Here is a 25780-nt window from a genome sequence, read left to right on the forward strand (position 1 = left end):
CTCAATTCTTCCTGTCGAACTGGGATGCGGCAACGAGCAATTGGGGCCACCGGCAGTTATCAGGTGGTGCGTGGCTTATATCCCTACCCACGAGGGCCTCTGATGACCCCCGTGGGCGTTCTGCCACGGCAGATTCGTGTGCGGTGGCCGGCGCCGATGGGCCAGGCGCAGCCGGAGGTCAGCCCTGGGCGGCCAGCACCAGGGGCAACACCCCGCCGGCCCCGGCCCTTCTGAGCAGGCGTGCAGCGACTGCCAGGGTCCAGCCGGTCTCCGTGAAGTCGTCCACGAGCAGGACCGGACCGCGCGCCTCCGTGAGGGCGGAGGCGAGGGCGGGCGGCACGGTCAGCGCGCCGTCGAGGGCCTTCAGGCGCTGGGCGCTGTTGCTGCGCGGCACGCGTGGCGCCTCGTCGGCGTACTCCACGGAACCGAGCAGAGGCAGCCGGCCGATCTCCGCGATGCGGGCGCCCAGGGAGTGGATCAGCGTCGGCCGGGTGTGCGAGGCGACCGTGACGACACCCACGGGCCGGGGCTGGGCGCCGGCCGCGCCGGAGGCCCAGCCGCCCGGGCTCTTCGCCCAGTCGGCCAGCACCTCCACCACGGCGCGCGCCACATCGTCCGGCACGGGTGTGTCGGCGGCCTGGGGTGCGAGCAGGGGCCGTAGCCGGTTGCCCCAGCCGATGTCCGACAACCGACCCAGAGCCCGCCCGGACGAGGCCTGTTCACCGACCGGAATGCGTCCCTTGAGGTCGATGCCGATCGCCGGCAGGCCGGTCGGCCACATACGGCGGGGCTCCACCTCGATCCCGGCACGGCCCAGGTCGACACGGGCGGCGTCCAGTGCCGCCGTGGACGTGTCGGCGGTGAAACGCGGCCCCGCGCAGTTGTCGCAGCGACCGCAGGGCTTGGCGCCCTCGTCGTCCAGCTGTCGCTGGAGGAACTCCATACGGCAGTCCGTGCTGGAGGCGTACTTGCGCATCGCCTGCTGCTCGGCCTTGCGCTGCCGGGCCACCCAGGCGTACCGCTCGGCGTCGTACGACCACGGCTGTCCGGTGGCGATCCAGCCGCCCTTGACGCGCTTCACGGCACCGTCCACGTCGAGCACCTTCAGCATCGTCTCCAGCCGGGAGCGGCGCAGTTCCACCAGGGGTTCCAGTGCGGGGAGCGACAGGGACCCGTCCGCTCGGGCGAGGACGTCCAGGGTGCGGCGCACCAGGTCCTCGGAGGGGAAGGCGAGTGAGGCGAAGTACTCCCAGATCGCCTCGTCCTCCTTGCCCGGCAGGAGCAGTACCTCGGCGTGCTCGACGCCACGACCCGCTCGGCCGACCTGCTGGTAATAGGCGATGGGAGACGACGGCGAGCCGAGGTGCACGACGAACCCGAGGTCCGGTTTGTCGAACCCCATGCCGAGCGCGGAGGTGGCGATCAGCGCTTTGACCCGGTTGGCGAGCAGATCGTCCTCGGCCTGCTGCCGGTCGGCGTTCTCCGTCCTGCCCGTGTACGAGGCGACGGCGTGCCCGCGCTGCCGCAGGAAGGCGGTGACCTCCTCGGCGGCGGCGACCGTGAGGGTGTAGATGATGCCGGAGCCCGGCAGGTCGTCGAGGTGGTCGGCGAGCCAGGCCATCCGGTGCGCGGCGTCAGGCAGCCGCAGCACACCGAGACTCAGGCTTTCCCGGTCCAGCGGCCCGCGCAGCACCAGGGCGTCCGAGGTGCCGCCGGTACCGAGCTGCTCGGCGACGTCGGCGGTCACGCGCGCGTTGGCCGTGGCGGTGGTGGCCAGCACCGGGACGCCGGGTGGGAGGTCGCCGAGCATGGTGCGCAGCCGGCGGTAGTCCGGGCGGAAGTCATGGCCCCAGTCGGAGATGCAGTGGGCCTCGTCCACGACGAGCAGGCCGGTTGCCGCGGAGAGCTTGGGCAGGACCTGATCGCGGAAGTCCGGGTTGTTCAGGCGCTCCGGGCTGACGAGCAGCACGTCGACCTCGCCGGCCTCGATCTCGGTCTGGACGGCTTCCCACTCCTCCGTGTTGGAGGAGTTGATCGTCCGGGCGTGGATGCCGGCGCGGGCGGCGGCCTCCACCTGGTTGCGCATGAGCGCGAGCAGCGGGGAGACGATCACCGTGGGGCCGCTGCCTCTGGCCCGCAGCAGAGAGGTCGCCACGAAGTACACCGCGGACTTGCCCCATCCGGTTCGCTGTACGACCAGGGCCCGGCGTCGGTCGGCGACCAGCGCCTCGATCGCGCGCCACTGATCCTCGCGCAGCCGGGCCCCGCCCGTGGCGTCCCCGACGAGCCGGGCGAGAACGGCGTCGGCCTGTGTTCGGAGGTCCGCGTTGCTCGTGTGCTCCATGCGTCCCATCCAACAGGACGCGACTGACATTCGGGCGGGACACCGGCCGGGAGCGGACGACCGCGACGGTCCCGCTGTGGACGAAGCGCGGGGACGGCCCCGGGTTTGGCGTGTCCCTGATTCGAGTTATCCACAGGCTCAACCGGAATCTCAGGATCCGCGAGATCGTCTGCACATGACGAACCACGGCGAAACGACCGGACCCTTCGAAAACGGCGACATCGCGGGACCAGAGCCACTGAACGGGCTTTCCGCCCACGACACCCAAGTCACCCTGCGCACCCCGGCCGAGCTGGCCGACGCCCTGCCCTACCTGCTCGGCTACCGCCCCGAGGACAGCATCGTGCTGGTGTCCCTGAACGATTGGGGAGGTCGTGGCAGGTTCGGCGGCCGAGCCCGGCTCGGCATCCCGGCGGGAAAAGAGGACTGGAAGGCGGCCGCGCGGCAGCTGGCCCAGGGGCTGGTGACCGGTAGCGAGCGACGCGGTGCCCGGCCCCAGCGGATGGTCGCCTACGTCTGCCAGGAACCCGGCCGGGCAGAGAGGGGCAGGGACGTCATGCTCCGGCTCGAGCCGCTCGTCGACCTGCTGCGGACCGAGTGCGGCAACCTCGACGTGCCCGTGGTCGAGGCACTGTGCATCTCGGACGGCCGTTTCTGGTCGTACTGCTGCGCGACCAAGGGCTGCTGCCCCGACGACGGGACGGCGATGGGCCTGCCCGGCACGTCGGTGCTGGCCGCCGCGGCCACCTACGCGGGGATCCAAGTACGCGGCACGCTCCGTGAGCTGCAGGCCAGGCTGCAGCCCTGGGAGACCAGCGCGGCCCTGGAACAGGAGGTCGCCCTGGACGCCGCCGGTATGGCCCTGGTGCCCCGCATCCTGGACGACGCGGCCCGCGCGGGTGTGGCGGAGGAGACTCTCGACCTGGCCGGGCGGATCATCCGCAGGTTCGCCGCGGCATCACCGGTGTCCGGCACGCACCCGGCGGACCTCCGCGACGACGAACTGCTCGCCCACGACGAGGCGGCGACGCTGATCCTGGGGCTCCAGGACCGTACGACCCGCGACCGGGCGGCTGCGTGGATGGAGGGCGACGAGGCCGGTCCGGCTCTGAGGCTCTGGCGCGCACTGGCCCGCCGCTGTGTCGGGCCGTACAGCGAGCACGCCGCCGCCCCGCTGACCCTGGCGGGCTGGGTCGCCTGGTCGACCGGCGACGAGTTGGAGGCCCGGGAGGCCCTTGCGATGGCGCTGGGCGCGGACCCCGACTACCTCTTCGCTCGACTTCTGCACCAGGCCTGCAACGAAGGGCTCGACCCCGAGTCCATCCGGCGCTGCCTGCGCGTGGAGGAGGCGGCGGGGCGGCGTGCACAGACGGAGAGCGTGGAGCAGGCGGGTTGGGCAGCTGACGTGGCCTCGTGCGCGCCTTCGGAGGCTGACGTTGCCAGCCCCGCAGAAACCCTCCAGGCGGACGGTGGCGGTGCTGAGCGCGCCTCAAGGACAGGTGGCCCTAGGCGCCGTCGCCGAACGCGGATCGCCGAGGCCGCTGAGAGCAGTCCTCGTCCGCCGCGTGGGGAGGGCGTACGACGGCGGCCGGCCGGCTCCCACCCTCGATCTCCGGCCGCCGGAGCCGTGCGTCCGGGCAGCGGGAGGCCGGGCAGTGCGCAGCCGGACCGTGCGAAGCCGAGCACCACACCTACGCGTGCCGGTGACGGCGCGAGCCGCGACACGGCGGCGACCAGCGGTCAGCGGGAGACGGAGGGGGACGGATGAGAGCCGCGCGGATGTGCGGCGGCCGACGCCAGAACGGGGTGCCGTCCGACCACTCTCGGACCGGCCCTGCAAGTCGGATCCGTCTCCACGCCACGCCGCCATTCAGTCGGCTTCCCCTGTATGAGGCGTGACCAGGACGAGTCCCCTTCCGTTCACCTGAGTGGTGGAGCGCCTGGTCGGGCCGTGCCGCCGTACGCCCCTGTCCCTCCGGGCGCCTCGCTTCGCGCCCAGCACGTCCGAGGCGCACCGAACGCAGAAGAAGCCACCCCATGCATCAGCAGCCGACTCGGCAATCAGCCGCCGACGACAACTACCCACCCGGGGCCGGGCGCCGGCCCTTCCCCCAGACCGGTGCCGGGATCACCCCATCGGAAGCCGTCGGAGTCCCCAAACCGCCGTCGTCCTGGGATGAGCCTTCGAACCCCCCGGCCGTCGACGGCCGGAACCGAGCCCCCGCCCCGCCCGTGCGCCGGCCGTGGCGCCCCGCCACCGCACCGCCTCCCGGCGCTTCGTCGCACACGTCACAGCCGACACCCCGTCCCGCCCCGGACCTGCCGCCCACGCACACCGCCCTGATCTGCGTCGCCCTGCCGGGCCTCGCCATCTCCGGCGAGCAGGGACAACTCGCCGGCCAGGGGCTGGACGGGTTCTACCGGGGCGGCCGGCGCCTGCTCTCGCGGTGCCAGGTCCGCATCGCCGGGCGGGAACCGCTCGCGGTACAGGCCAGGATGACCGGGGCCGACCGGGTCCGCTTCGTCGGGACGCTGCGCGCCTCGCCGGGGGCGGGCCCGGACCCCGACGTCGTCGTCGAACGCACCCGTACCGCCGACGGCACCGAGCGCATCGCCCTCCACAACGCCACCCCGCGCCCGCTCCGCCTCCCGGTCGAGGTGGCTCTCGGCACCGACCTGGCGGACCTCGGCTCCATCGCCTCCGGCAGGGTCGGGCCCGAAATTCCGGCCAGCGTCCACGACTCGGGCCTGCGCTGGTCCTCGGCCGACGGCAGCGCCTGGGTCACCGCGCACCCGCCGCCCGCCGACGCACTGGCGTCCGCCGGACTCCTGCGCTGGGAACTGGAACTGCCTCCGGGAGGAACGGCAGCCGTGGAACTATGGGTACGCCCCGACGGAGCAGGGCCGCTGCGCGCCGCGGGCCAGGCCGCGACCAGCCCCCTCGCACCCGCCCGGGCGGCGGGCGACGACCCCCGGGTGGCTGCTCTGGTGGAGGTCGCCGTCGACGACCTCCAGGCCCTGCTGCTGCGCGACCCCGCGCACCCTTCCGACACCTACCTCGCGGCGGGCGCACCCTGGCGCTGCGGAATGGCACCGGCCGAGGCCCTCGCCGCCGCCCGGATGGCACTGCCTCTGGGCACCCGGCTCGCCGCGGGCACGATGCGCACCCTCGCCCGTACCCAGCTTCCCGGCCCGGGCCCACAGGCCGGCCTGATCCCCGGCCCGCGACGCGATGCCGGCGCGCTCCTCCCGCCGGCGTGCACGGGTACGGAGGCCACGCTTCTCTTCCCTGTCCTGCTCGCCGAGGCCCGCCGCTGGGGGCTCTCAGAGCAGGAGACACGGGAACTGCTGCCCGCGGCCGAGCGCTGCCTGACCTGGCTGCGGACCGTCATCGGGGACGGCACGTACCTTCCCGACCCACAGCCCGGGGGCCCGGTCCGCTGCGAGACGCAGGCCCACGCCCACCGCGCGGCCGTCCTAGGCGCCGATCTCCTCGACGCCTACGGCAGGCCAGGAGCCACGGAGTTAAGACAGTGGGCGCAGGCCGTGCGGAACGCGTTCAGGAGGGACTTCTGGGTCGAGGACCGCGGCGGCGGACGCCCCGCGGCGGCCCTGGTGCCGGGCGGGCGCCCCGTTCCGCACCTCGGCGCCACCGCCGTGCATCTCCTCGACACCGGTCTGCTCGGCGCCGGCCGGCTCGCCCCCGGCCTGCTCGACAAGGTGCAGACCGAGCAGCTCGCCCGGCTGCTCGGCAGCCCGGCCATGGACGCGGGCTGGGGGCTGCGCGGTCTCGGCACCAAGGAGGCGGGACACAATCCGTTCGGCCACCGGACAGGAGCAGTGCGGGTTCAGGAGACCGCGATCGCCGTCGCCGGACTGGCCGCCGCCGGTTACGAGAAGGAGGCGAGCGGCCTGTTGAGAGGGCTGCTGGAAGCGGCAGAGCACTTCGGCCACCGACTGCCGGAGATGTTCGCGGGGGAGCAGCGGTCCGCGGGGAGTGCTCCCCTCCCGCATCCGGCGGCCTGCCGCCCGGCGGCCACCGCCGCGGCCTCCGCGGTCCTGGTCCTCACCGCGCTCGCAGGTATCCGTCCCGATGCCCCCGCCCGCACCGTCACCCTTCGTCCGATGCAGAGCGCTCCCCTCGGCGGGATCAGCCTGACAGGGCTGCGGGTCGCGGGCGCTCCCTTCGCCGTGCGGGTCAGCCGACTGGGACTCGCCATGGTCGAGGAGGCGGCGGACGGCCTGCAACTGGGAGTGTGACCTCGTACGACGCGACCTGCCGACGAAGCGGAGCTCACCCTGCGCCGCATACCGGAACGAAGCGGATCCGCCATCCGTGCGGCTGGCGAAGGGAGTGTTTATCGTCAGGCAGACGACTATGATCGCCGCATGCCCTACGACCCGTCAGCCTTTCCGCCCTTCGCCGTCACCGTGGATCTGGTCGTGCTGACCGTGCGCCGCCATGCCCTGTGCGCGTTGGCGGTACGCAGGGGCGAGCCGCCGTTCCAGGGGCGCTGGGCGCTGCCTGGCGGCTTCGTACGGGCCGACGAGGACCTGTCCCAGGCGGCGGCGCGTGAGCTGGCCGAGGAGACCGGTCTGCACGCCCACGATCCCTCGGCTCCGGCCCAGGACAACGGCGCCCATCTGGAACAGCTCGCCACTTACGGCGATCCGAAGCGGGACCCCCGGATGAGGGTCGTCAGCGTTGCTCACCTCGCCCTCGCCCCGGACCTGCCCGCGCCCCGGGCCGGTGGCGACGCGAGCAACGCGCGCTGGGCACCGGTCGAGGAACTGCTCCAGCAGGGCGGATACGGCCGCGACGGCGAACCTGTGGCACCGCTGGCCTTCGACCATGCCCAGATCCTCGCCGACGGGGTCGAGCGGGCCCGTTCCAAGATCGAGTACTCGTCGCTGGCCACCGCGTTCTGCCCGCCCGAGTTCACCGTCGGGGAACTGCGCCGGGTCTACGAAGCGGTGTGGGGTGTGGCTCTCGACCCGCGCAACTTCCACCGCAAGGTCACCGGGACACCGGGCTTCCTGGTTCCGACGGGCGGTACGACCACCCGTCAGGGCGGACGACCGGCCCAGCTCTTCCGGGCCGGCGGGGCCACCCTGCTCAACCCTCCGATGCTCCGTCCCGAGGTCTGACGCATCGGCACCCGGCCGCCGGAACAGGCCTGTCCGCGGGGTGCGCCGAGGCCCGCCCCTCGAATGGCGGACGAAAGTGCCCTTCGAGTTGCGCGCCACCGAAGAACAGATCCGGCGATACCAGAAAAACCGGACATTGAGCACTATCTTGCTGTAGGTGATCCAGGCCTTCGGACTGACCAGCAATCCCCGCAAGGCGCACCCGCCCGCCGTCGACGACGTCTCCTTCGAGGCGCACGCCGGTCGTGTCACCGCGCTCCTCGGAGCAGCGGGCGCGGGCAAGACGACGGCGCTCAGGCTGATGCTCGAACTCCAACAGGGCCGTGGCATCACCTACTTCAGGGGGCGGCCCCTGCATCAGATCGCCCATCCGTCGCGGGAAGTCGGTGTGCTCCTCGGCGACGTGCCCGGGCACCCTGCCCGCTCGGTCCGCGGGCATCTGCGCATGCTGTGCGCGGCGGCGGGAGTTCCCGCCCGGCGCGCCGACGAGGTCCTGGAAGTGGTCGGCCTCGTCAGCCTCCGCGAGGAACGCCTCGGCACCCTGTCCCGCGGCATGGACCGCAGGCTCGGCCTGGCCTGCGCCCTCCTGCCCGACCCGCACACGCTCGTGCTGGACGAGCCCGCCGATGGTATCTCCGCCCGCGAGGCGCGCTGGCTGCACGGCATGCTGCGTGCCCACGCAGCCCAGGGCGGCACGGTGCTGTTCACGACGGCCGACTCCAAGGAGGCCGCTCGCGAGGCCGACCGGGTCGTCACCCTCGACAACGGCCGACTCGTCGCCGACCAGGAGGCCAAGGAGTTCTCCCGCACTCGATTGCGTCCACGCGTGGCCGTCCGCAGCCCCCATGCGGCCCGCCTGGCAACCCTGCTCGCCAAGGAGGCCCGTACCGCCAAGCGTTCCGTCGAGGTCGTGAGGGAGGACGGCAATCGTCTCTCCGTGTACGGCAGTACGACCGCCGATGTCGGAGAGACCGCGTTCCGGCACGGCATTCTCGTCCACCAACTCGCGGACGAGGTGGGGGACATGGGGGCGTGCGAGGCGACGGCGTCCGAGAGTGAGGCGAGCGCTGCCGACGAGGCCGGGCGGGAACAGGCGGTACCGGACAGCGCGCCGGAGGGGCAGGAGCAGGCCGCCTCCGGCTCTCTGCCGGAGGAGTGGGCTGCCCGGCGCTCCCCAGCAGGGGCCGATCTCTTCTCAGGGGAGCAGGAACGAGTGGTGTCCGGCGTATCGGCGCCGGAAGTAGAGGCAGAGGCGGCGACGGGCGTCGGCGGCGAGCGACCGTCGCACGGGGGAGTTCAGGGCCTCGGCTCGGTGCCGGACCACACGAAGATCGTCAACAGCGCTCCGGTCGAGGGGACGGCGCGGGCCGACACCGCCGCCGCAACCGGCCACGCGTCGCTCGGTGCCTCCTCCGGGCTCGACCGCACGTCCTCCGGCGCCGACCACGGTGCCATGGACGGAGTGGGCAACGCTGCCGGGGCGGCTCCCTGTGGCGAGCCTCTGATCGGCGGTGACACTCGCCCCATGGTCGCCGCGCCGGAGGCAACTCCCTCGGAAGCCTCCGCGGATCCGGGAGTGGAGGCGGACGCCAAGAACACCGCGGCCGTCAGCACTCTGGCCGCCGGCACGACCGTCCCCGGCGCACGGAATCCAGGCGCTCGGAACCCCGGCAGCCGTCAACCCCGGACCGAGCAATCCGGTCAGCTGTCACGCTCGGACCTCGACACGACCCTCACTCGCGATGCTCTGTCCCCCCTCCCGCTCCCCATCTCCGTCCGCCCTGCCCGCAGCCCCCTTCGGCCCCTGCGCTACGAACTCCGGCGCGCCACCGGAATCGGCACCGGCTTCCTCACCTGCGGGGCCGTGCTGGCGGTGTCCGCGCTCACCGCCGTGGTCCTGGCGCGGATCGGCCACACCCCGCAGGCGCGGCTGTTCGCGGCTTGGCCACGGGAGCTGCCGCTCCCGCCCACAGCGCTCGCTGCGGGTCTGCTCGGTGCGCTGGCCTTCGGGGACGAGTTCCGCCACCCCGCGCTGGCGGCGGACCGCGGCACCGTGCCCCGCCGGCTGGGGCTGCTCACCGCGAAACTCCTCGTCGCCGCCACCACCGCCCTGATGCTGGCCTTCCTCACCGTGGGCTGCGACGCCGAAGTGCTCTATCTCGTGTACGGACGGGAGCTGACGCAAGTTCCCTCGGGCTGGCTTTCGGCGAGTGCGAGTTGGTTCGCGCTGGTCGTCGGCTGCGCATGGGCCGGGGTTCTGGCGGCCGGTGTCTTCCGGTCCACCACGGCGGGCCTCGCCGCAGTCGTCGCCGTACCCGTGCTCGTCGTCCCCCTCGTCCACTGGGTGCTACAGGGTCCCTCCGTACGGATGGCGGCCGGCTTCCCGGTGCGGATGCGTGAGGTCTTCCTGCTGCAGTGGCCCTTCGGAGGGGAACGGTACCTACTCGCAATGGCCCGGGTTGTCGCCCAACCCGTCGGTGGCGCACTGACGTTGTCGCTGACCGCTCTGCTCTGTGCGTATATGGCCACGACCCTGCGCGCCAGGGTCCGATGACGGCCATCCGTACGCTTCCAGTCCTGCCGTGCGCACAACTCCCCGGAGAAAGGCCGTTTCTTTCCGATAAGGCGTCAATTGCGACGAGGTGAGCGATCACCCTTTCGTGTGCTTTTCACCAAAGACCTCAAGGGAGTTGGAGGCGGCGCCGACAAAGGATCCGTGAGTACCCTTGCGCACACCATGATGACCGCCGCCCGCTCCGCAGACTCAGGTCTGACCGGCCCGGGCGAACTCGACCGCTACCCCTACGCCGAGGCCCCGGTGGCCGACCGCGTCGGAGCGCCCGCCTGGGACGGAGCGGACCCCGAGCTGGGCCGCGTGGGCCGCCGTGCCGCGGGCAGCCGCGGACGCGGACTGCACGGCCAACTCGTTCAGCAGCTGGGTCAGATGATCGTCTCCGGAGACCTGGGGGCGGACCGCCCGCTGGTGCCCGAGGAGATCGGCCAGCGCTTCGAGGTCTCCCGTACCGTCGTCCGCGAGTCCCTCCGCGTCCTGGAGGCCAAGGGCCTCGTCAGCGCCCGCCCCAACGTCGGCACGCGCGTGCGTCCCGTCAGTGACTGGAACCTCCTGGATCCGGACATCATCGAATGGCGGGCCTTCGGGCCGCAGCGCGACGACCAGCGCCGGGAGCTGAGCGAGCTGCGCTGGACGATCGAGCCGCTCGCCGCCCGTCTCGCCGCCGGGCACGGACGTGAGGAGGTGCAGCAGCGTCTGTCCGACATGGTCGAGATCATGAGCCATGCCATGGCGCAGGGCGACGCACTGACCTTCTCGCGCGCGGACACCGAGTTCCACACGCTGCTCATCCAGATCGCGGGCAACCGCATGCTGGAGCACCTCTCCGGGATCGTCTCGGCCGCTCTGCAGGTCTCCGGCGGTCCGGTCACGGGCTGTGACCGGCCGAACGAGGCCTCTCTCGCGCTGCACGCGCGGATCGTCGACGCGCTCGGCACCGGCGACGGTACGGCGGCGGAGGCGGCCATGCGTCAACTGCTCACCGTCCACCCTGAGGTGGAGCGCGTGGTTCCTGCCCCGCGCGAGCACTGACCCGTACCGAAGGCGGTGCGGTCGCCAGTGTGCCGCGTTCTCGCGGTCCTCGTGGCGGAGCCGGACCCGGGAACCGGCCGTCGCCGGACCCCGTCGGATCCTCGGGAATCCGGCGGGGCCCGGCGGCGCGGCGGGCCGTCGGGCAGGCGGAGCGGTCACGATCGGCACCTCGGCGATGCCCTCTGACCGTGTCTGACCGCTTTTGACCGCTTACGGGGTGTGACTCGGGCCACGCAGATTGGGCGTAACGCTCGCGGGAGCAGCGCGATGACCTAAGAGGTGACAGCCGCGGAGGGAATACGGACGCCTTGAAAGGCGCTGTGTATCTTCCCGGTCCCCGCCCGCTCCGTCGGCCCATCCCCAGGCCGGTGGTCGGCTCCTGTCCGCTGTGGACGGGGCCGGAAGCCGTTTTCCAACGTTCCGAGAGGTTGTTCGTGTCGGCCAGCACATCCCGTACGCTCCCGCCGGAGATCGCCGAGTCCGTCTCTGTCATGGCGCTCATTGAGCGGGGAAAGGCTGAGGGGCAGATCGCCGGCGACGATGTGCGTCGGGCCTTCGAAGCTGACCAGATTCCGGCCACTCAGTGGAAGAACGTACTGCGCAGCCTCAACCAGATCCTTGAGGAAGAGGGTGTGACGCTGATGGTCAGTGCAGCAGAGCCCAAGCGCACCCGAAAGAGCGTCGCAGCGAAGAGCCCGGCGAAGCGCACCGCCACCAAGACGGTCGCGGCGAAGACGGTGACCACCAGGAAGGCCACCGCCACCACGGCCGCACCGGCCGTGCCCGCCGCCCCGGCAGCCGACGACCCCGCCGAGGAAGTCGCACCCGCCAAGAAGGCAGCAGCAGCCAAGAAGGCGACCGCCAAGAAGGTGGCCGCGAAGAAGACCGTCGCCAAGAAGACGGCGGCCAAGAAGACCACGGCCAAGAAGGACGACGGCGAAATTCTCGAGGAAGAGGTCCTCGAGGAGACCAAGGCCGCCGACGAGCCCGAGGGTACCGAGAGCGCCGGCTTCGTCCTGTCCGACGAGGACGAGGACGACGCGCCCGCCCAGCAGGTCGCTGCGGCCGGTGCCACCGCCGACCCGGTCAAGGACTACCTCAAGCAGATCGGCAAGGTCCCCCTGCTCAACGCCGAGCAGGAGGTCGAGCTGGCCAAGCGCATCGAGGCGGGCCTGTTCGCCGAGGACAAGCTGGCCAACTCCGACAAGCTCGCCCCGAAGCTGAAGCGCGAGCTGGAGATCATCGCCGAGGACGGCCGCCGCGCCAAGAACCACCTCCTGGAGGCCAACCTCCGTCTGGTGGTGTCCCTGGCCAAGCGCTACACCGGTCGTGGCATGCTCTTCCTGGACCTCATCCAGGAGGGCAACCTCGGTCTGATCCGCGCGGTGGAGAAGTTCGACTACACCAAGGGCTACAAGTTCTCCACCTACGCCACCTGGTGGATCCGTCAGGCGATCACCCGCGCCATGGCCGACCAGGCTCGCACCATCCGTATCCCGGTGCACATGGTCGAGGTCATCAACAAGCTCGCGCGTGTGCAGCGCCAGATGCTCCAGGACCTGGGCCGCGAGCCCACCCCGGAGGAGCTGGCCAAGGAACTCGACATGACCCCGGAGAAGGTCATCGAGGTCCAGAAGTACGGCCGTGAGCCCATCTCGCTCCACACCCCGCTGGGTGAGGACGGCGACAGCGAGTTCGGTGACCTCATCGAGGACTCCGAGGCCGTCGTCCCCGCCGACGCTGTGAGCTTCACGCTTCTGCAGGAGCAGCTGCACTCGGTTCTGGACACCCTGTCCGAGCGTGAGGCCGGCGTCGTCTCCATGCGTTTCGGTCTCACCGACGGTCAGCCGAAGACTCTCGACGAGATCGGCAAGGTCTACGGCGTGACGCGTGAGCGCATCCGTCAGATCGAGTCCAAGACCATGTCGAAGCTGCGCCACCCGTCTCGTTCGCAGGTGCTGCGCGACTACCTCGACTAGGTCCCGCGTCTACGACGGCGAAGGCCCGGTTCCCCTCGCGGGAGCCGGGCCTTCGTGCTGCGCACAGCCGTGCCATGGATGACTCTGGGTGTCCCAGTACCCATCCCAGAGTGAGGAGCATGCATGCGCCGTTCCGTTGTCCGGGCACTGATCCGGCCGCTCGTCCTGGCGGCCACGCTGACCGGCATACCCCTGATGGGAGCGGCTCCCGTGGCCGCAGACACCGTGGTCGTAGGGGGGTTTCCGATAGACGTCTCCCAGGCCCCGTGGACCGTGGCGCTGTCCAGTCGTGACCGGTTCGGGGGTACGCGCGCGGGGCAGTTCTGCGGCGGGGTGGCGGTCTCGCGGACCACCGTGCTCACAGCGGCCCACTGCATGGCCGACGAGGTCCTGGGGGCGCCTCCGAACCGGGTGCGCGACCTCGAGGTCATCGCGGGCCGTACCGACCTGCTGTCCGGCGAGGGGGAGGAGATCCCCGTACAGGACGTTCGGGTCAATCCACGCTACGACGCCGCCTCGAACGCCGGTGACTTCGCCGTGCTCACGCTGGCCCGGCCGCTACCGCAGAGCGCCGTCGTCCCCACGGCCCCGGCGGGCGATCCGGCGTACGGGGCAGGGACGGAAGCCCTGGTGTCCGGGTGGGGCGACACGACAGGCGACGGCGCCTATACGCGCCGGCTGCATGCCGCACGCGTACGCGTACTGGCCGACAACCTCTGTGCCCGTGCCTACCCGGGCGGCCCCGACGGCACCTACCGGGCCGACTCCATGCTCTGCGCCGGAGAGGTCGCGGGCGGGCCGGACGCCTGCCAGGGCGACAGCGGAGGCCCGCTGGTGGCCTCAGGGCGGCTGATCGGGCTCGTGTCCTGGGGGAGCGGCTGTGGGCGGCCGGGTAGCCCCGGTGTGTACACGCGCGTGTCCGACGTCCTGCGCACGCTGGGACGGGCCGCCGCGGGTCCGCAAGGGTCCCACAGGGGCTCCTGAGCAGGGGCGGGCGGGCATGAGCGCGGGCGGCTGCTCCTGGTGAGGAGCGGCCGCCCGTTCACCGGCCTGTGCCGGCGCTGGCTCGTCGTAGTGCGAGAATCAGCGCTCTTCGTCGGAAACGGTGTTCGGAACGGACGTCAGCCGCTCCGTCTCGTCCTGTATCTCAGCGGCGATCTTCTTGAGTTCCGGCTCGAACTTGCGACCGTGGTGGGCGCAGAAGAGCAGTTCTCCGCCGCTGAGCAGCACAACGCGCAGGTATGCCTGGGCGCCGCAGCGGTCGCAGCGATCGGCGGCCGTCAGCGGGCTCGCGGGGGTCAGAACAGTAGTCACGTCGCCTCTTCTCTAGCTCGACGAGCTGTCGTACCAGGGTCAACATCCAACCAGCCCGAAAACGTTCCCGCTCGTGGCTTTTCCTCGAAAGAATCTTCCGGGGCGGCTGTCTGCTGCCGGTTGGCGGCGAATGTGCCGTAGTGCGTGTCTTGCGTGCTTACGGTTTCGCGCTGTCTTTGGTTCACGTCCTCCCGGCCGGGTTGCCGGTTGTTCATGAGGACGTGCCCGGAGCCTAAATGGTTCATGCCTCCAAGGGAACGTGATGTGTACTTCACTCCATCGAGGGATCGAACGTGTATGCGAGCCTGGACTAGGCTGAGTTCTCGACGAGGGTGGCGTTACAACGGCTCTACCAGGCCTCGGTACCCTCTGAGCGGCAACCGAAGCCGCCCCCTTACCCAGAAGGGGGTCACCTGAAATTCAGCGAGGAGCGAACCGCGTGACCGCCGATACGTCCGTGCCGTCCACAGCGCTGCTGGCAGGAGCAGACCGGGACGGTTCCAACTACACCGCGCGGCACCTGCTCGTCCTCGAGGGTCTCGAGGCCGTACGCAAGCGCCCGGGCATGTACATCGGCTCCACCGACAGCCGTGGCCTGATGCACTGCCTGTGGGAGATCATCGACAACTCCGTGGACGAGGCCCTCGGGGGCTACTGCGACCACATCGAGGTGATCCTTCACGACGACGGCTCCGTCGAGGTACGGGACAACGGCCGCGGCATCCCTGTGGACGTGGAGCCCAAGACCGGCCTCTCCGGCGTCGAGGTCGTCATGACCAAGCTCCACGCCGGCGGCAAGTTCGGCGGCGGCTCCTACGCCGCCTCCGGCGGCCTGCATGGAGTCGGTGCCTCCGTGGTCAACGCACTCTCGGCCCGTCTCGACGTCGAGGTGGACCGCGGCGGCCACACCCACGCCATCAGCTTCCGGCGCGGCGTGCCGGGTGGCTTCCGGGGAGACGGGCCGGAAGCCAAGTTCGAGGCCAAGAGCGGGCTGACCAAGGCCAAGAAGATCCCCAAGACCCGCAGCGGTACGCGCACGCGGTACTGGGCGGACCGGCAGATCTTCCTGAAGGACGCCAAGCTCTCTCTGGAGAACCTCCACCAGCGTGCGCGGCAGACCGCGTTCCTGGTGCCGGGCCTGACGATCGTCGTCCGCGACGAGTTCGGTCTCGGAGAGGGCGGCAGCAAGGGTGAGGAGTCCTTCCGGTTCGACGGCGGCATCAGTGAGTTCTGCGAGTACCTGGCCAACGACAAGCCGGTCTGCGACGTCCTCCGTTTCTCGGGCCAGGGCAGCTTCAAGGAGACCGTCCCGGTCCTGGACGAGCACGGTCAGATGACCCCCACCGAGGTCACGCGTGAGCTGGCCGTGGATGTGGCGCTGCGCTGGGGCACGGGCTACGACACCACCCTGCGGTCCTTCGTCAACATCATCGCCACCCCTAAGGGCGGCACCCACGTGACCGGCTACGAGCAGGCCGTCACCCAGACGCTGAACGATGTGCTGCGCGCCAAGAAGATGCTGCGTGTGGCCGAGGACAACATCGTCAAGGACGACGCCCTGGAGGGCCTCACCGCCGTCGTCACCGTGCGTCTGGCCGAGCCGCAGTTCGAGGGGCAGACCAAGGAGGTCCTCGGCACCTCGGCGGCCCGCCGCATCGTGAACAACGTGGTCGCCAAGGAACTGAAGGCGTTCCTGACCGCTACGAAGCGTGACGCCGCCGCCCAGGCCCGGGTCGTCATGGAGAAGGTGGTCGCCGCCGCCCGTACGCGTGTCGCGGCCCGCCAGCACAAGGACGCGCAACGGCGGAAGACGGCTCTGGAGTCCTCGTCCCTGCCGGCCAAGCTCGCCGACTGCCGCAGCGACGACGTCGACCGCAGCGAGCTGTTCATCGTCGAGGGCGACTCCGCGCTCGGTACGGCGAAGCTGGCCCGGAACTCCGAGTTCCAGGCGCTGCTGCCGATCCGGGGCAAGATCCTCAACGTGCAGCGGTCGTCGGTGACCGACATGCTCAAGAACGCCGAGTGCGGCGCGATCATCCAGGTCATAGGAGCCGGGTCGGGCCGTACGTTCGACATCGACGCGGCCCGGTACGGCAAGATCATCATGATGACCGACGCCGATGTGGACGGCTCCCACATCCGCTGCCTGCTGCTGACGCTGTTCCAGCGCTACATGCGGCCCATGGTCGAGGCGGGCCGGGTCTTCGCCGCGGTGCCGCCGCTGCACCGCGTCGAGCTGATCCAGCCGAAGAAGGGCCAGGACAAGTACGTCTATACGTACTCGGACCGAGAGCTGCGCGAGAAGCTCATGGAGTTCCAGAGCAAGGGCATCCGGTACAAGGACTCCATCCAGCGCTACAAGGGTCTGGGCGAGATGGACGCCGACCAGCTGGCCGAGACCACGATGGACCCGCGCCACCGCACCCTGCGCCGGATCAACCTTTCCGACCTGGAGGCCGCCGAACAGGTCTTCGACCTGCTCATGGGCAATGACGTGGCCCCGCGCAAGGAGTTCATCTCCAGCTCGGCCGCAACGCTGGACCGTTCGCGCATCGACGCGTAGCCGCTGCGCGGGCTTCCGCCGACCGGTCTGCCCGTCGGGAGCGGGCCGGTCGGCCGCCGTGCGTGCGCATCGGCCGGCGGCGCCGGGCTGGATTGATGGGGGCGGTGGCCTGCGGTCAGCCGTGCGGGGTTGGGGTCGGCTGCAAGGGCGGCCGACTGTGGACGGGCCTTGAGGCAGGACACAGCCTGCTGTCGGATGAACTCACCGACCCCAGGGTTTGCCCTGCCGTCCCGGCCTTGCGACCGACCCCCGTTCCGGCCTCGCGACCGCCCCCCCCATGCCGGCCGACGTCTGCCATCCCCTCTGCGTCTCCCTCTCCGCCGCTCGTCCAGGCCGGCCCCGGACCCCGCCCCGCCCCCGACCCGCGCCCGGCAGGCCCCGCGGCCGACCAGCGACGACGGCCCGCACCTCATACCTCACCGCGGACTTCTCCACCCCTGGGTGGAGCCGCGCCGGTCGCAGGATTCCACCCGTGATCCACCCGTGCTCCGATCTCCTGACCTGCGATTTTCCGTAACTTCGAAGACGTCGGCAGCGCTCGCTTCCGACACCACCTTCTCGCTCACGGAGGCATTGATGTCCGGGCTCGTCAACGCATTGGTGATCGTGGCCGTCGTTGCCATAGTGATCGGGCGGCAGTTCCGCGCCCGTGCGATCGACACCGACCGGCGCTGGTGGCTGCTGCCCGTGATCCTCGCTGTCGTCGCACTGCGCGAGCCCGGCATACTCGACGCCCACCACCGCACCGCATCCGCCGTGCTGCTCGCGGTGGAGGTGCTCATCGGTCTGGCCACAGGCGCCGGCTGGGCCTGGACCACCCGGATATGGACGGCACCGGACGGCGTCGTGTGGACCAAGAGCACCAAGGCCAGCGTCGTCGTATGGATCGTCGGCATAGCCCTGCGGGTCGGCGTCTTCGCCCTCGGCAGCGTGTCCGGCGTGCACCAGGACAGCTCGGCGCTGATGCTCGGCCTCGCCGGCACCCTGCTGGTCCGTGCCGGGATCCTGGCCTGGCGGGCGCAGTCGGTCGGCTCCGCGAGCCACCCGGCCCCGGCGTACGGTGACGACCTGCGGTCGGCCTGGAAGGAGCGCGCGTGAAGGAGAACGCCTGGACGCGCTGGCCGTCGCGTGAAGCGCTCGGCCGCGCCGGAACCTCCCGGCCCCGCCGCATGCTCGCCTGGGCGGTCAGGCTGGTGGTGATCGCCCTGCTCCTGTGGGCTGCGTTCAGCCACAAGCACGTCGGCATCTGGGGTGTGCTCGCGGCAGCGGCGGCAGTCCTGCTCGCAGGTCTCGTCTCCTGGGGCTTCTTCCACACGACCTACGCACATCGGCTGGTGCCGTCGCTGGTGCTCATCAGCGTGCTGCTGGGCATCGCGGTGGCGGCCCAGGCCACGGGGTTCAAAGGACCGGCCCTGATGATCTGGTGCGGCTGTGGGATCGCCGCCCTGGAGAGACTGCCCCTCGGAGCCGCACTGCCCGTGACCTCGGTGGCGCTGGCCTCGTACTCTGCGTTCAACAACGACGTGTGGCTGACCACGGCGGCGACGGTGGCGGGCATGGCCCTCGCCGGCTATGTCCTGCGGCTGGACGCAGAGGCCCGGGGCAGTGCCCAGCGGTTGCTCGCCCAGGAGCGGGCCGCGAGGGCCGCCGAGGCGGAGTCGGCGGCGCTGGCAGAGCGCGCGAGGATCGCCCGGGAGATCCACGACGTGCTGGCCCACAGCCTCTCGGCACAGCTCGTGCACCTCGAGGCGGCCCGCCTGCTGATCGAGCGCGGCGCCGACCGGGAGCAGATCCTGGAGCGAGTGGTGGCCGCCCGGGGCATGGCCCGCGACGGCCTCGCCGAGACCCGGCAGGCGCTGTCCGCGCTCCGTGGCGACCTGACCCCGCTGGAAAACTTCCTGACCGAACTCGTCAGCGCGGCCGACGGCGCCGAGGTCACCGTCACGGGTGAGCGCAGACCCTTGCCGGTCGAGGCCTCCCAGGCCGTACGCCGAGTGGCTCAGGAGGCGCTGACCAACGTCCGCAAGCACGCCCACGGCGCCAAGGTGCACCTGCGACTCGACTACGGGGAGCACGAAGTGACGCTGGACGTAAGGGACTCGGGCGGCCGCCCGGGCGAACTCACGGGGGCCGGCGGCGGGTACGGTCTGCTGGGGATGCGGGAGCGCGCCGAACTGCTGGGCGGCTCGCTGGACGCGGGGCCGGCGGAGGAGGGGTTCATGGTGACGCTGAAGGTGCCTGTATGACGGAGACGGAGGGGGAGAAGAAGCCCGCGCGGGTGGTGGTCGCCGACGACCAGACCGTGGTCCGCGAAGGCATCGTGATGCTGCTCGGGCTGCTGCCCGGTGTGGAGGTGGTGGGTTCCGCGGGGGACGGTGAGGAGGCGGTGCGCCTGGTCGGGGAACTCGCCCCCGACGTGGTCCTGATGGACCTGCGGATGCCCCGCTGTGACGGCGTGGAAGCCACGCGGCGGATCCGGTCCGAGTACCCCGGGACCCAGGTCGTGGTGCTCACCACGTACGCGGACGACGAGTCGCTGTTCCCCGCGCTGCGCGCGGGAGCCCGGGGATATCTCACCAAGGACGCGGGCGGAGACGAGATCGTGCGTGCCGTGGAGAGCGTCCTGTCGGGGGACGCGGGATTGTCGCCGAGCGTTCAACGTCGGCTGCTGGAAAGGCTGTCGGAACCCGAGCTCCCCGAGCCCGGACCGGCCGCAGTCCAGGTGCCCGACGGGCTGACCGCGCGGGAGACCGAGGTCCTGGTGCTGATCGCCGAGGGCCTGAGCAACCAGGAGATCGCCCGCAAGCTGCATGTCTCCACCGCGACGGTGAAGACGCACATCAACAACCTCTTCGCCAAGACGGGACTCAAGGACCGGGCGCAGGCGGTGCGGTACGCGTACAGGAAGGGCCTGGTGCGGCCACGCACGGAGTGAATCACCTGATGGGGTGAAGAGCCGGGGGAAGAAGAGTCAGGGATCTTCCCGATCTGTCCATCCTTGGGCATGCAGTCAAGCAACGGCCGTGACCGTGGAGCCGGGGACGGGGACGGTTCCGGGAGCGCGGCCGAGAGCCAGCAAGATCCCCGCGCGGCTTCCCGCGACATGAGGTACGAGGACCCTTGGTACGACGCACTGGCCTCCGGCTGGGGCGAGCTGGACGGCACCGGCATGCCGGCACGGTCCGTGCCGGCTGCGCGCGGGGAGCAGGACGGACCGGATGCGCGCGCTCGTGACGTGTACGTCGAGGTGCAGCGCAGCGAGGCCTTCCAGGAGGTGCGCAGGCGGTATCGAAGGTTCGTGGTGCCGGGAGTCGCCGCCTTTCTCGTGTGGTACGTGGGATACGTGGTCGCTGCGACGACCGCGCCCGGGCTCATGGCCCGTCCCGTGGTGGGGGCGGTGAACGTGGCGATGCTGGCGGGGCTCGGGCAGTTCCTCAGCACCTTCCTGCTGACCTGGGCGTACGCCCGGCATGCCCGGCTGCGCCGGGACCGGGCCGCGCTGGAGCTGCGCTGGGACACCCAGGAACTGACGCGTGGAGCCCAGGGAGGCGCCTCGTGACCGGCGATCACCAGATGCTGGCGCTGTTGCTGTTCAGCGGGTTCGTAGCCGTCACGCTGGGGATCACCACGTGGGTGAGCCGAAGGCGCCATGGTTCGGCGGAGGAGTTCTACGCGGGCGGACGGCTCTTCTCCCCGATGGAGAATGGTTTTGCCATCGCGGGTGACTACATGTCGGCCGCCTCCTTCCTCGGGGTCACCGGGCTCATCGCGCTGTTCGGCTACGACGGGCTGCTGTATGTGGTGGGCTTCCTCGTGGCCTGGCTGGTCGTGCTGTTCCTGGTGGCGGAACTGGTGCGCAACTGCGGGCGGTTCACCCTGGCCGATGTGGTGGCCGCGCGGATGAGGGAGCGGCCGGTGAGGATCGCGGCGGGAACTGCCTCGGTCACGGTGTCCGTTCTCTATTTGGTTGCGCAAATGGTGGGCGCGGGCAGTCTGGTGGCGCTGCTGCTGGGGCGGACGAGTGGGGTGGCGCAGGCCTGGACGGTCATCGTGGTCGGCGCCCTGATGGTGATCTACGTGTCGTTGGGAGGGATGCGGGCCACCACCTGGATCCAGATCGTGAAGGCGGTCCTGCTGCTCAGCGGGACGGTCGCGCTGACCGTGCTGGTGCTGGTGCGGTTCCACGGCGATTTCGACCGGCTGCTGGTCACGGCCGCGGAGCGCAGCGGCCACGGGACCGCGTTCCTCGCGCCGGGACTGAAGTACGGCGGGAGCTGGACCGCTCGGCTCGACTTCATCAGCCTGGGGCTCGCGCTGGTGCTCGGTACGGCGGGGCTGCCGCACATCCTGTCCCGCTTCTACACCGTGCCGACCGCGCGGGCGGCCCGCCGTTCGGCGGTGTGGTCCATCGGGCTGATCGGCGGCTTCTATCTCATGACGATCGTCCTGGGCTTCGGTGCCGCCGCACTGGTGGGGCCGGACGCCGTGAGCCGCTCGAACGCGGCCGGGAACACGGCGGTACCCCTGCTCGCCCTCGACCTGGGCGGCGGCGCCGGTTCCAGTGGGGGAACGATTCTGTTCGCTGTCGTCGCCGCCATCGCCTTCGCCACGATCCTGGCCGTGGTCGCGGGGATCACGCTCGCTTCCTCGGCGTCCGTGGCGCATGACCTGTATGCCTCGCTGCGACGGCCGCAGGCCAAGGCGCGCAGCGAGGTGGCGGTGGCGCGCATCGCGGCGGCCGGTATCGGCGTCGTGGCGATCGCGTTGGGCCTTCTGGCCCGCGACCTCAACGTCGCCTTCCTGGTCGGCCTCGCCTTTGCCGTGGCCGCGTCGGCCAACCTGCCGGTGCTGCTGTATTCGCTGTTCTGGCGGGCCTTCACCACGCGCGGCGCGGTGTGGGCCGTATACGGGGGTCTGGTTCCGGCACTCGGTCTGGTGCTGCTGTCCCCGGTGGTGTCCGGCAGCCCGGGCTCGCTCTTCCCGGACGTCGACTTCCAGTACTTCCCCCTGCAGAACCCGGGCATCGTCTCCATCCCGCTCGGCTTCCTCGCCGGCTGGCTGGGCACGGTCACTTCGGACGAGACCGCGGACGAGGCCAAGTACGCGGAGACCGAGGTTCGGTCACTGACCGGGGCGGGAGCTGTCTAGCCGACGCCGTCTGCAGGGCCGTATCGCGGCAGAGGGCCGACCGGCCGGCCTACGGCGCCACCCAGGCGTACCGGTGTTCGGGGCGGCCGGTGTCGCCGTACCTCAGGGAGAGGCGGAGGCGGCCCGCCTGTTCCAGGTGGCGGAGGTAGCGCTGGGCCGTGGAGCGGCTCAGGCCGGTTCTGGCGGCGACCTCATGGGCCGAGAGCGGGTGGTCCGCGCGGTGCAGGACGCCGCAGATGAGGTCCGTCGTGGGTTCCGAGTGACCGCTGGGCAGGCCCGGCGCGGACGGGGCGGGGGACGTGCGCAGGGCGCTGAAGATCCGGTCGACCTGTTCCTGGCCCGTCAGACCCCGGCCGCCCACGCGGTCGACGGTGCGACGCAGGGCCGCGTAGGAGTCCAGGCGGGTGCGCAGGGCGGCGAAGGTGAAGGGTTTGACCAGGTAGTGCAGGGCGCCCAGGCGCATCGCCTGCTGAACGGTGGTCACATCACTGGCCGCTGTGATCATGATCACGTCGGTGCCGTGGCCCTGCTCCCGCATCCGGTGGACGAGTTCGAGGCCGGTCCGGTCCGGCAGGTAGTGGTCGAGCAGAACCAGGTCGACGGAGCCGCGCTCGACAGCCGCCAGGGCTTGGGCAGCGCTGTGCGCGCGGGCGCTCACCCGGAAGCCGGGAACCTTCCCCACGTACTTGGCGTTTATCTCTGCGACGCGGAAGTCGTCGTCCACCACCAGGACGTCAATCATCAGGCCTCTCCTTCAAGGCCGGCGAGCGTTAAGCCCGTGTTTCGTGCTCCGCAGTTGTAGCGCGAGCAAAACGAGCACAACAGGCTCTTGCGAGCAAAAGAACGGCTTGTGCTCACAAGACTGCTGCTGTGGCCGGGGCCACACCTACCGTCCCGGCCCATGAGCGCAGACATCAGCCCCGCCATCGAGCTACGGGGCGCGAGCAAGATCTTCAAAACCCCGTCGGGGGCTCTGCACACGGCCGTGCGCGGCCTGGACCTCACTGTCCAGCGGGGCGAGTTCGTGGCCGTCGTCGGGCCGACCGGCTGCGGGAAGTCCACCACGCTGACCCTGGTCAGCGGTCTGGAAGAGCCCACCGAGGGCGAGGTGCTGGTGGCCGGGCAGCCGGTCGACGGCGTCGGCGGCCAGGTCGGTTTCGTCTTCCAGCAGGACGCCACCTTCCCGTGGCGGACGGTCCTGTCCAATGTCATGGCGGGCCCCCGCTTCCGGGGCGTGCCCAAGGCGGAGGCCAGGCAGAAGGCCCGCGAATGGCTGGCCCGGGTCGGACTCGCGGCCTTCGAGGACCGCTACCCGCACCAGCTCTCCGGCGGCCAGCGCAAGCGCGTCGCCCTCGCCGCCACCTTCGTCAACGACCCCGAGATCCTGCTGATGGACGAGCCGTTCTCGGCGCTCGACGTGCAGACCCGGGCGCTGATGTCGGACGAGCTGCTGGAGCTGTGGGAGGGCACGGGCGCCTCCGTCGTCTTCGTCACCCACGACCTGGAGGAGTCCATCGCGCTGGCCGACAAGGTGGTCGTGATGACCGCCGGCCCCGCGACCGTGAAGCAGGTCTTCGACATCGACCTGCCCCGGCCGCGCAAGGTCGAGTCGGTACGCCTGGAGCCGCGGTTCATCGAGATCTACCGCGAGATCTGGGAGTCCCTCGGCGAAGAGGTCCGTATCACCCGTGAGAGGGGCGCCGCTCATGTCGCCTGACACCCTCAGCACACCGGTCGTCGAGACGGCCAAGGCCCCGGACCGCGCCCAGTCGCGGGCCCAGGCGGCTCGCAGACGCAAGGCGATCGTGTTCGCCGTGCGCATGCTGCTCCTGGTGGCCTTCCTCGGCCTGTGGGAGCTCCTGTCCCGGGCCAAGGTCATCGACCCGTTCAACTTCTCCATGCCGTCGAAGATCTGGGACCAGATCTGGACCTGGGTCATGCACGGCACCGCGCTCGGCTCCCTGGGCGAGCAGATCTGGTACACGCTCTACGAGGCGCTGCTCGGCTGGGTCATCGGTGTCATCACCGGTGTCGTGTTCGGTATCGCGCTGGGGCGGATCAACTTCCTCGCCGACGTCCTCGGTCCGTTCATCAAGGTGCTCAACTCGATCCCCAGGATCGTCCTCGCTCCGATCTTCCTGATCTGGTTCGGACTCGGCCCGTCCTCCAAGGTCGCCTCGGCCGTGGTGCTGGTCTTCTTCCCGGTGTTCTTCAACGCCTTCCAGGGCGCCCGCGAGGTCGACCGCAACCTCGTCGCCAACGCCCGCATCCTGGGCGCCAGCGACCGCCGGGTGACCCTGCAGGTGGTCATCCCGTCGGCCACCTCCTGGATCTTCACCAGCCTCCACGTCAGCTTCGGCTTCGCGCTCATCGGCGCCATCGTCGGCGAGTACATCGGCGCGACCAAGGGCATCGGCCTGCTCGTCTCGCAGTCTCAGAACACCTTCAACCCGGCCGGCGTCTACGCCGCGATGGTCATCCTCGCGGTCGTCGCCCTCGCCGCCGAAGGGCTGCTCACCTTCGCCGAACGCCGCATCTTCCGCTGGAAGCCGACCGGCTCCGACAGCTGAGCGCTCTTCTCCTCCTTCTCCCCGCACCGCCCTCTCACAAGGACGTGAACTTCATGCGCAACACCGCCAGATACGCCTCGCTGGCCGCCGCCGGCCTGCTCGCCCTCTCCTCGCTCACCGCCTGCGCCAACGACGCGGCCAGCTCCACCGCCACCGGCAGCAAGGGCGACGGCAAGGGCGAGAAGGTCAAGATCATGGTCGGTGGCCTGGACAAGGTCATCTACCTGCCCGCCATGCTCACCCAGCAGCTCGGCTACTTCGACGCCGAGGGCCTCGACGTGGAGCTGCTCAGCGAGCCGGCGGGAGTCCAGGCCGAGACCGCGCTCGTCTCCGGCCAGGTGCAGGGAGCGGTCGGCTTCTACGACCACACGCTCGACCTCCAGGTGAAGGGCAAGTCCGTCGAGTCCGTCGTGCAGTTCTCGCACGCGCCCGGCGAGGTGGAGATGGTCTCCAACAAGGCGGCCGGCGACATCACGTCGCCCAAGGACTTCAAGGGCAAGAAGCTCGGTGTCACAGGCCTGGGCTCCTCGACCGATTTCCTCACCAAGTACCTCGCGGTCAAGAACGGTGTGAAGGTCAGCGAGTTCACGCCGGTCGCCGTGGGCGCCGGGCCGACGTTCATAGCGGCGCTCCAGAAGGGCGCGATCGACGGCGGTATGACGACCGACCCGACCGTCGCCACGGTCCTGGACAAGAAGGCGGGCAAGATTCTCGTCGACATGCGCACCCCCGAGGGTTCGCAGAAGGCGCTGGGCGGGCCGTACCCCTCGTCAAGCCTGTACATGCAGACGGACTGGGTGAATGGACACAAGGACACCGTCCAGAAGTTGGCCAATGCATTCGTCAAGACGCTCAAGTGGATGTCCACGCACAGCGCCGTCGAGATCGCGGCCAAGATGCCCGCCGACTACTCCCAGAGCGACAAGACGCTCTACACGGAGGCCATCAAGAGCACACTGCCGATGTTCACCGACGACGGTGTGATGCCCGCGAATGGGCCCGAGACCGTTGAGAAGGTGCTCAAGGCATTCAACCCGAACATCCAGAATGCCGACGTCGACCTCAGCAAGACGTACACCACGGAGTTCGTCGAGGCCGCCAAGTAGCACG

The 25780-nt window shown here is 70.5% G+C and carries 19 protein-coding genes; 16 read left to right on the top strand and 3 right to left on the bottom strand.

The genetic code is table 11. The features are described from left to right. Positions 1 to 178 precede the first annotated feature (178 nt). The gene (locus tag ABZ471_RS15655) at positions 179 to 2344 is read right to left on the bottom strand and encodes a RecQ family ATP-dependent DNA helicase (RefSeq protein ID WP_359066624.1); all 2166 of its coding nucleotides are present in this window, start codon (positions 2342 to 2344) and stop codon (positions 179 to 181) included. A gap of 175 nt (positions 2345 to 2519) precedes the next feature. Here ABZ471_RS15655 and ABZ471_RS15660 point away from each other — a divergent pair, with 175 nt between their 5' ends. The 7 genes from ABZ471_RS15660 to ABZ471_RS15690 all read left to right on the top strand — a co-directional run bounded on the left by ABZ471_RS15660 (position 2520) and on the right by ABZ471_RS15690 (position 14059). Further along, a complete protein-coding gene (locus tag ABZ471_RS15660) occupies positions 2520 to 4112 on the top strand; it encodes a DUF4192 family protein (protein WP_359066626.1) in 1593 nt (530 codons plus the stop codon). Positions 4113 to 4381: 269 nt separating this feature from the next. Then, on the top strand, positions 4382 to 6604 hold the full coding sequence (locus tag ABZ471_RS15665) for a glycogen debranching N-terminal domain-containing protein (protein WP_359066628.1): 2223 nt from the start codon (positions 4382 to 4384) through the stop codon (positions 6602 to 6604). 129 nt (positions 6605 to 6733) lie between these two features. Beyond that, positions 6734 to 7492: an NUDIX hydrolase gene (locus ABZ471_RS15670; RefSeq protein ID WP_359066630.1), complete on the top strand. Its 759-nt coding sequence runs from the start codon at positions 6734 to 6736 to the stop codon at positions 7490 to 7492. Positions 7493 to 7649: 157 nt separating this feature from the next. Further along, positions 7650 to 10046 carry an ABC transporter ATP-binding protein gene (locus ABZ471_RS15675; RefSeq protein WP_359066632.1) on the top strand — a complete coding sequence of 799 codons (2397 nt, stop codon included), beginning with the start codon at positions 7650 to 7652 and terminating at the stop codon, positions 10044 to 10046. Between the two features lie 162 nt (positions 10047 to 10208). Then, a complete protein-coding gene (locus tag ABZ471_RS15680; RefSeq protein WP_359066635.1) occupies positions 10209 to 11096 on the top strand; it encodes a FadR/GntR family transcriptional regulator in 888 nt (295 codons plus the stop codon). Between the two features lie 434 nt (positions 11097 to 11530). Further along, positions 11531 to 13075, top strand: coding sequence for an RNA polymerase sigma factor (locus tag ABZ471_RS15685; protein ID WP_359066637.1), 1545 nt, complete (start codon positions 11531 to 11533; stop codon positions 13073 to 13075). 123 nt (positions 13076 to 13198) lie between these two features. Then, positions 13199 to 14059, top strand: a complete 861-nt coding sequence (locus ABZ471_RS15690) for a serine protease (RefSeq protein WP_359066639.1) — start codon at positions 13199 to 13201, stop codon at positions 14057 to 14059. 99 nt (positions 14060 to 14158) lie between these two features. On the opposite strand, the gene ABZ471_RS15695 is transcribed toward ABZ471_RS15690, so the two are convergent. After that, a complete protein-coding gene (locus tag ABZ471_RS15695; RefSeq protein ID WP_030647568.1) occupies positions 14159 to 14389 on the bottom strand; it encodes a hypothetical protein in 231 nt (76 codons plus the stop codon). Positions 14390 to 14828: 439 nt separating this feature from the next. On the opposite strand from ABZ471_RS15695, the gene ABZ471_RS15700 reads away from it, so the two are divergent. The 6 genes from ABZ471_RS15700 to ABZ471_RS15725 all read left to right on the top strand — a co-directional run bounded on the left by ABZ471_RS15700 (position 14829) and on the right by ABZ471_RS15725 (position 22100). Continuing rightward, positions 14829 to 16952 carry a DNA topoisomerase IV subunit B gene (locus tag ABZ471_RS15700; RefSeq protein ID WP_359066642.1) on the top strand — a complete coding sequence of 708 codons (2124 nt, stop codon included), beginning with the start codon at positions 14829 to 14831 and terminating at the stop codon, positions 16950 to 16952. Positions 16953 to 17528: 576 nt separating this feature from the next. Next, complete coding sequence (locus tag ABZ471_RS15705) at positions 17529 to 18050, top strand: DUF1453 domain-containing protein (RefSeq protein WP_359066644.1); 522 nt, start codon at positions 17529 to 17531, stop codon at positions 18048 to 18050. Beyond that, positions 18047 to 19198, top strand: coding sequence for a histidine kinase (locus ABZ471_RS15710; protein WP_359066646.1), 1152 nt, complete (start codon positions 18047 to 18049; stop codon positions 19196 to 19198). The genes ABZ471_RS15705 and ABZ471_RS15710 overlap by 4 nt, the downstream gene beginning before the upstream one ends. Then, positions 19195 to 19887, top strand: coding sequence for a response regulator transcription factor (locus ABZ471_RS15715; protein ID WP_359066648.1), 693 nt, complete (start codon positions 19195 to 19197; stop codon positions 19885 to 19887). Before ABZ471_RS15710 ends, ABZ471_RS15715 begins: the two co-directional genes overlap by 4 nt. Before the next feature lie 168 nt (positions 19888 to 20055). Further along, positions 20056 to 20511, top strand: a complete 456-nt coding sequence (locus ABZ471_RS15720; protein ID WP_359066650.1) for a DUF485 domain-containing protein — start codon at positions 20056 to 20058, stop codon at positions 20509 to 20511. Beyond that, complete coding sequence (locus ABZ471_RS15725) at positions 20508 to 22100, top strand: cation acetate symporter (RefSeq protein ID WP_359066653.1); 1593 nt, start codon at positions 20508 to 20510, stop codon at positions 22098 to 22100. Before ABZ471_RS15720 ends, ABZ471_RS15725 begins: the two co-directional genes overlap by 4 nt. A 49-nt stretch (positions 22101 to 22149) precedes the next feature. On the opposite strand, the gene ABZ471_RS15730 is transcribed toward ABZ471_RS15725, so the two are convergent. Beyond that, positions 22150 to 22842, bottom strand: a complete 693-nt coding sequence (locus ABZ471_RS15730) for a response regulator (protein ID WP_359066655.1) — start codon at positions 22840 to 22842, stop codon at positions 22150 to 22152. Between the two features lie 159 nt (positions 22843 to 23001). On the opposite strand from ABZ471_RS15730, the gene ABZ471_RS15735 reads away from it, so the two are divergent. The 3 genes from ABZ471_RS15735 to ABZ471_RS15745 are packed head-to-tail and all read left to right on the top strand — an operon-like array spanning position 23002 to position 25776. After that, the gene (locus ABZ471_RS15735; RefSeq protein WP_359066657.1) at positions 23002 to 23817 is read left to right on the top strand and encodes an ABC transporter ATP-binding protein; all 816 of its coding nucleotides are present in this window, start codon (positions 23002 to 23004) and stop codon (positions 23815 to 23817) included. Further along, positions 23807 to 24670, top strand: a complete 864-nt coding sequence (locus ABZ471_RS15740; RefSeq protein WP_359066659.1) for an ABC transporter permease — start codon at positions 23807 to 23809, stop codon at positions 24668 to 24670. Before ABZ471_RS15735 ends, ABZ471_RS15740 begins: the two co-directional genes overlap by 11 nt. 53 nt (positions 24671 to 24723) lie before the next feature. Next, positions 24724 to 25776 (top strand): ABC transporter substrate-binding protein, encoded by a 1053-nt coding sequence (locus ABZ471_RS15745; protein WP_359066661.1) that lies wholly within the window; start codon positions 24724 to 24726, stop codon positions 25774 to 25776. Positions 25777 to 25780: the final 4 nt, after the last annotated feature.

Origin of the sequence: Streptomyces sp. NPDC005728 (assembly GCF_040630895.1) — a bacterium.
Taxonomy (GTDB): Bacteria; Actinomycetota; Actinomycetes; order Streptomycetales; family Streptomycetaceae; genus Streptomyces.

Excerpts from the sequence above, each read along its gene's own strand:
- ABZ471_RS15655 (WP_359066624.1), bottom strand. The coding sequence starts at position 2,344 with ATGGAGCACACGAGCAACGCGGACCTCCGAACACAGGCCGACGCCGTT.
- ABZ471_RS15660 (WP_359066626.1), top strand. The coding sequence starts at position 2,520 with ATGACGAACCACGGCGAAACGACCGGACCCTTCGAAAACGGCGACATC.
- ABZ471_RS15665 (WP_359066628.1), top strand. The coding sequence starts at position 4,382 with ATGCATCAGCAGCCGACTCGGCAATCAGCCGCCGACGACAACTACCCA.
- ABZ471_RS15670 (WP_359066630.1), top strand. The coding sequence starts at position 6,734 with ATGCCCTACGACCCGTCAGCCTTTCCGCCCTTCGCCGTCACCGTGGAT.
- ABZ471_RS15690 (WP_359066639.1), top strand. The coding sequence starts at position 13,199 with ATGCGCCGTTCCGTTGTCCGGGCACTGATCCGGCCGCTCGTCCTGGCG.
- ABZ471_RS15705 (WP_359066644.1), top strand. The coding sequence starts at position 17,529 with ATGTCCGGGCTCGTCAACGCATTGGTGATCGTGGCCGTCGTTGCCATA.
- ABZ471_RS15715 (WP_359066648.1), top strand. The coding sequence starts at position 19,195 with ATGACGGAGACGGAGGGGGAGAAGAAGCCCGCGCGGGTGGTGGTCGCC.
- ABZ471_RS15720 (WP_359066650.1), top strand. The coding sequence starts at position 20,056 with ATGAGGTACGAGGACCCTTGGTACGACGCACTGGCCTCCGGCTGGGGC.
- ABZ471_RS15730 (WP_359066655.1), bottom strand. The coding sequence starts at position 22,842 with ATGATTGACGTCCTGGTGGTGGACGACGACTTCCGCGTCGCAGAGATA.
- ABZ471_RS15735 (WP_359066657.1), top strand. The coding sequence starts at position 23,002 with ATGAGCGCAGACATCAGCCCCGCCATCGAGCTACGGGGCGCGAGCAAG.
- ABZ471_RS15740 (WP_359066659.1), top strand. The coding sequence starts at position 23,807 with ATGTCGCCTGACACCCTCAGCACACCGGTCGTCGAGACGGCCAAGGCC.
- ABZ471_RS15745 (WP_359066661.1), top strand. The coding sequence starts at position 24,724 with ATGCGCAACACCGCCAGATACGCCTCGCTGGCCGCCGCCGGCCTGCTC.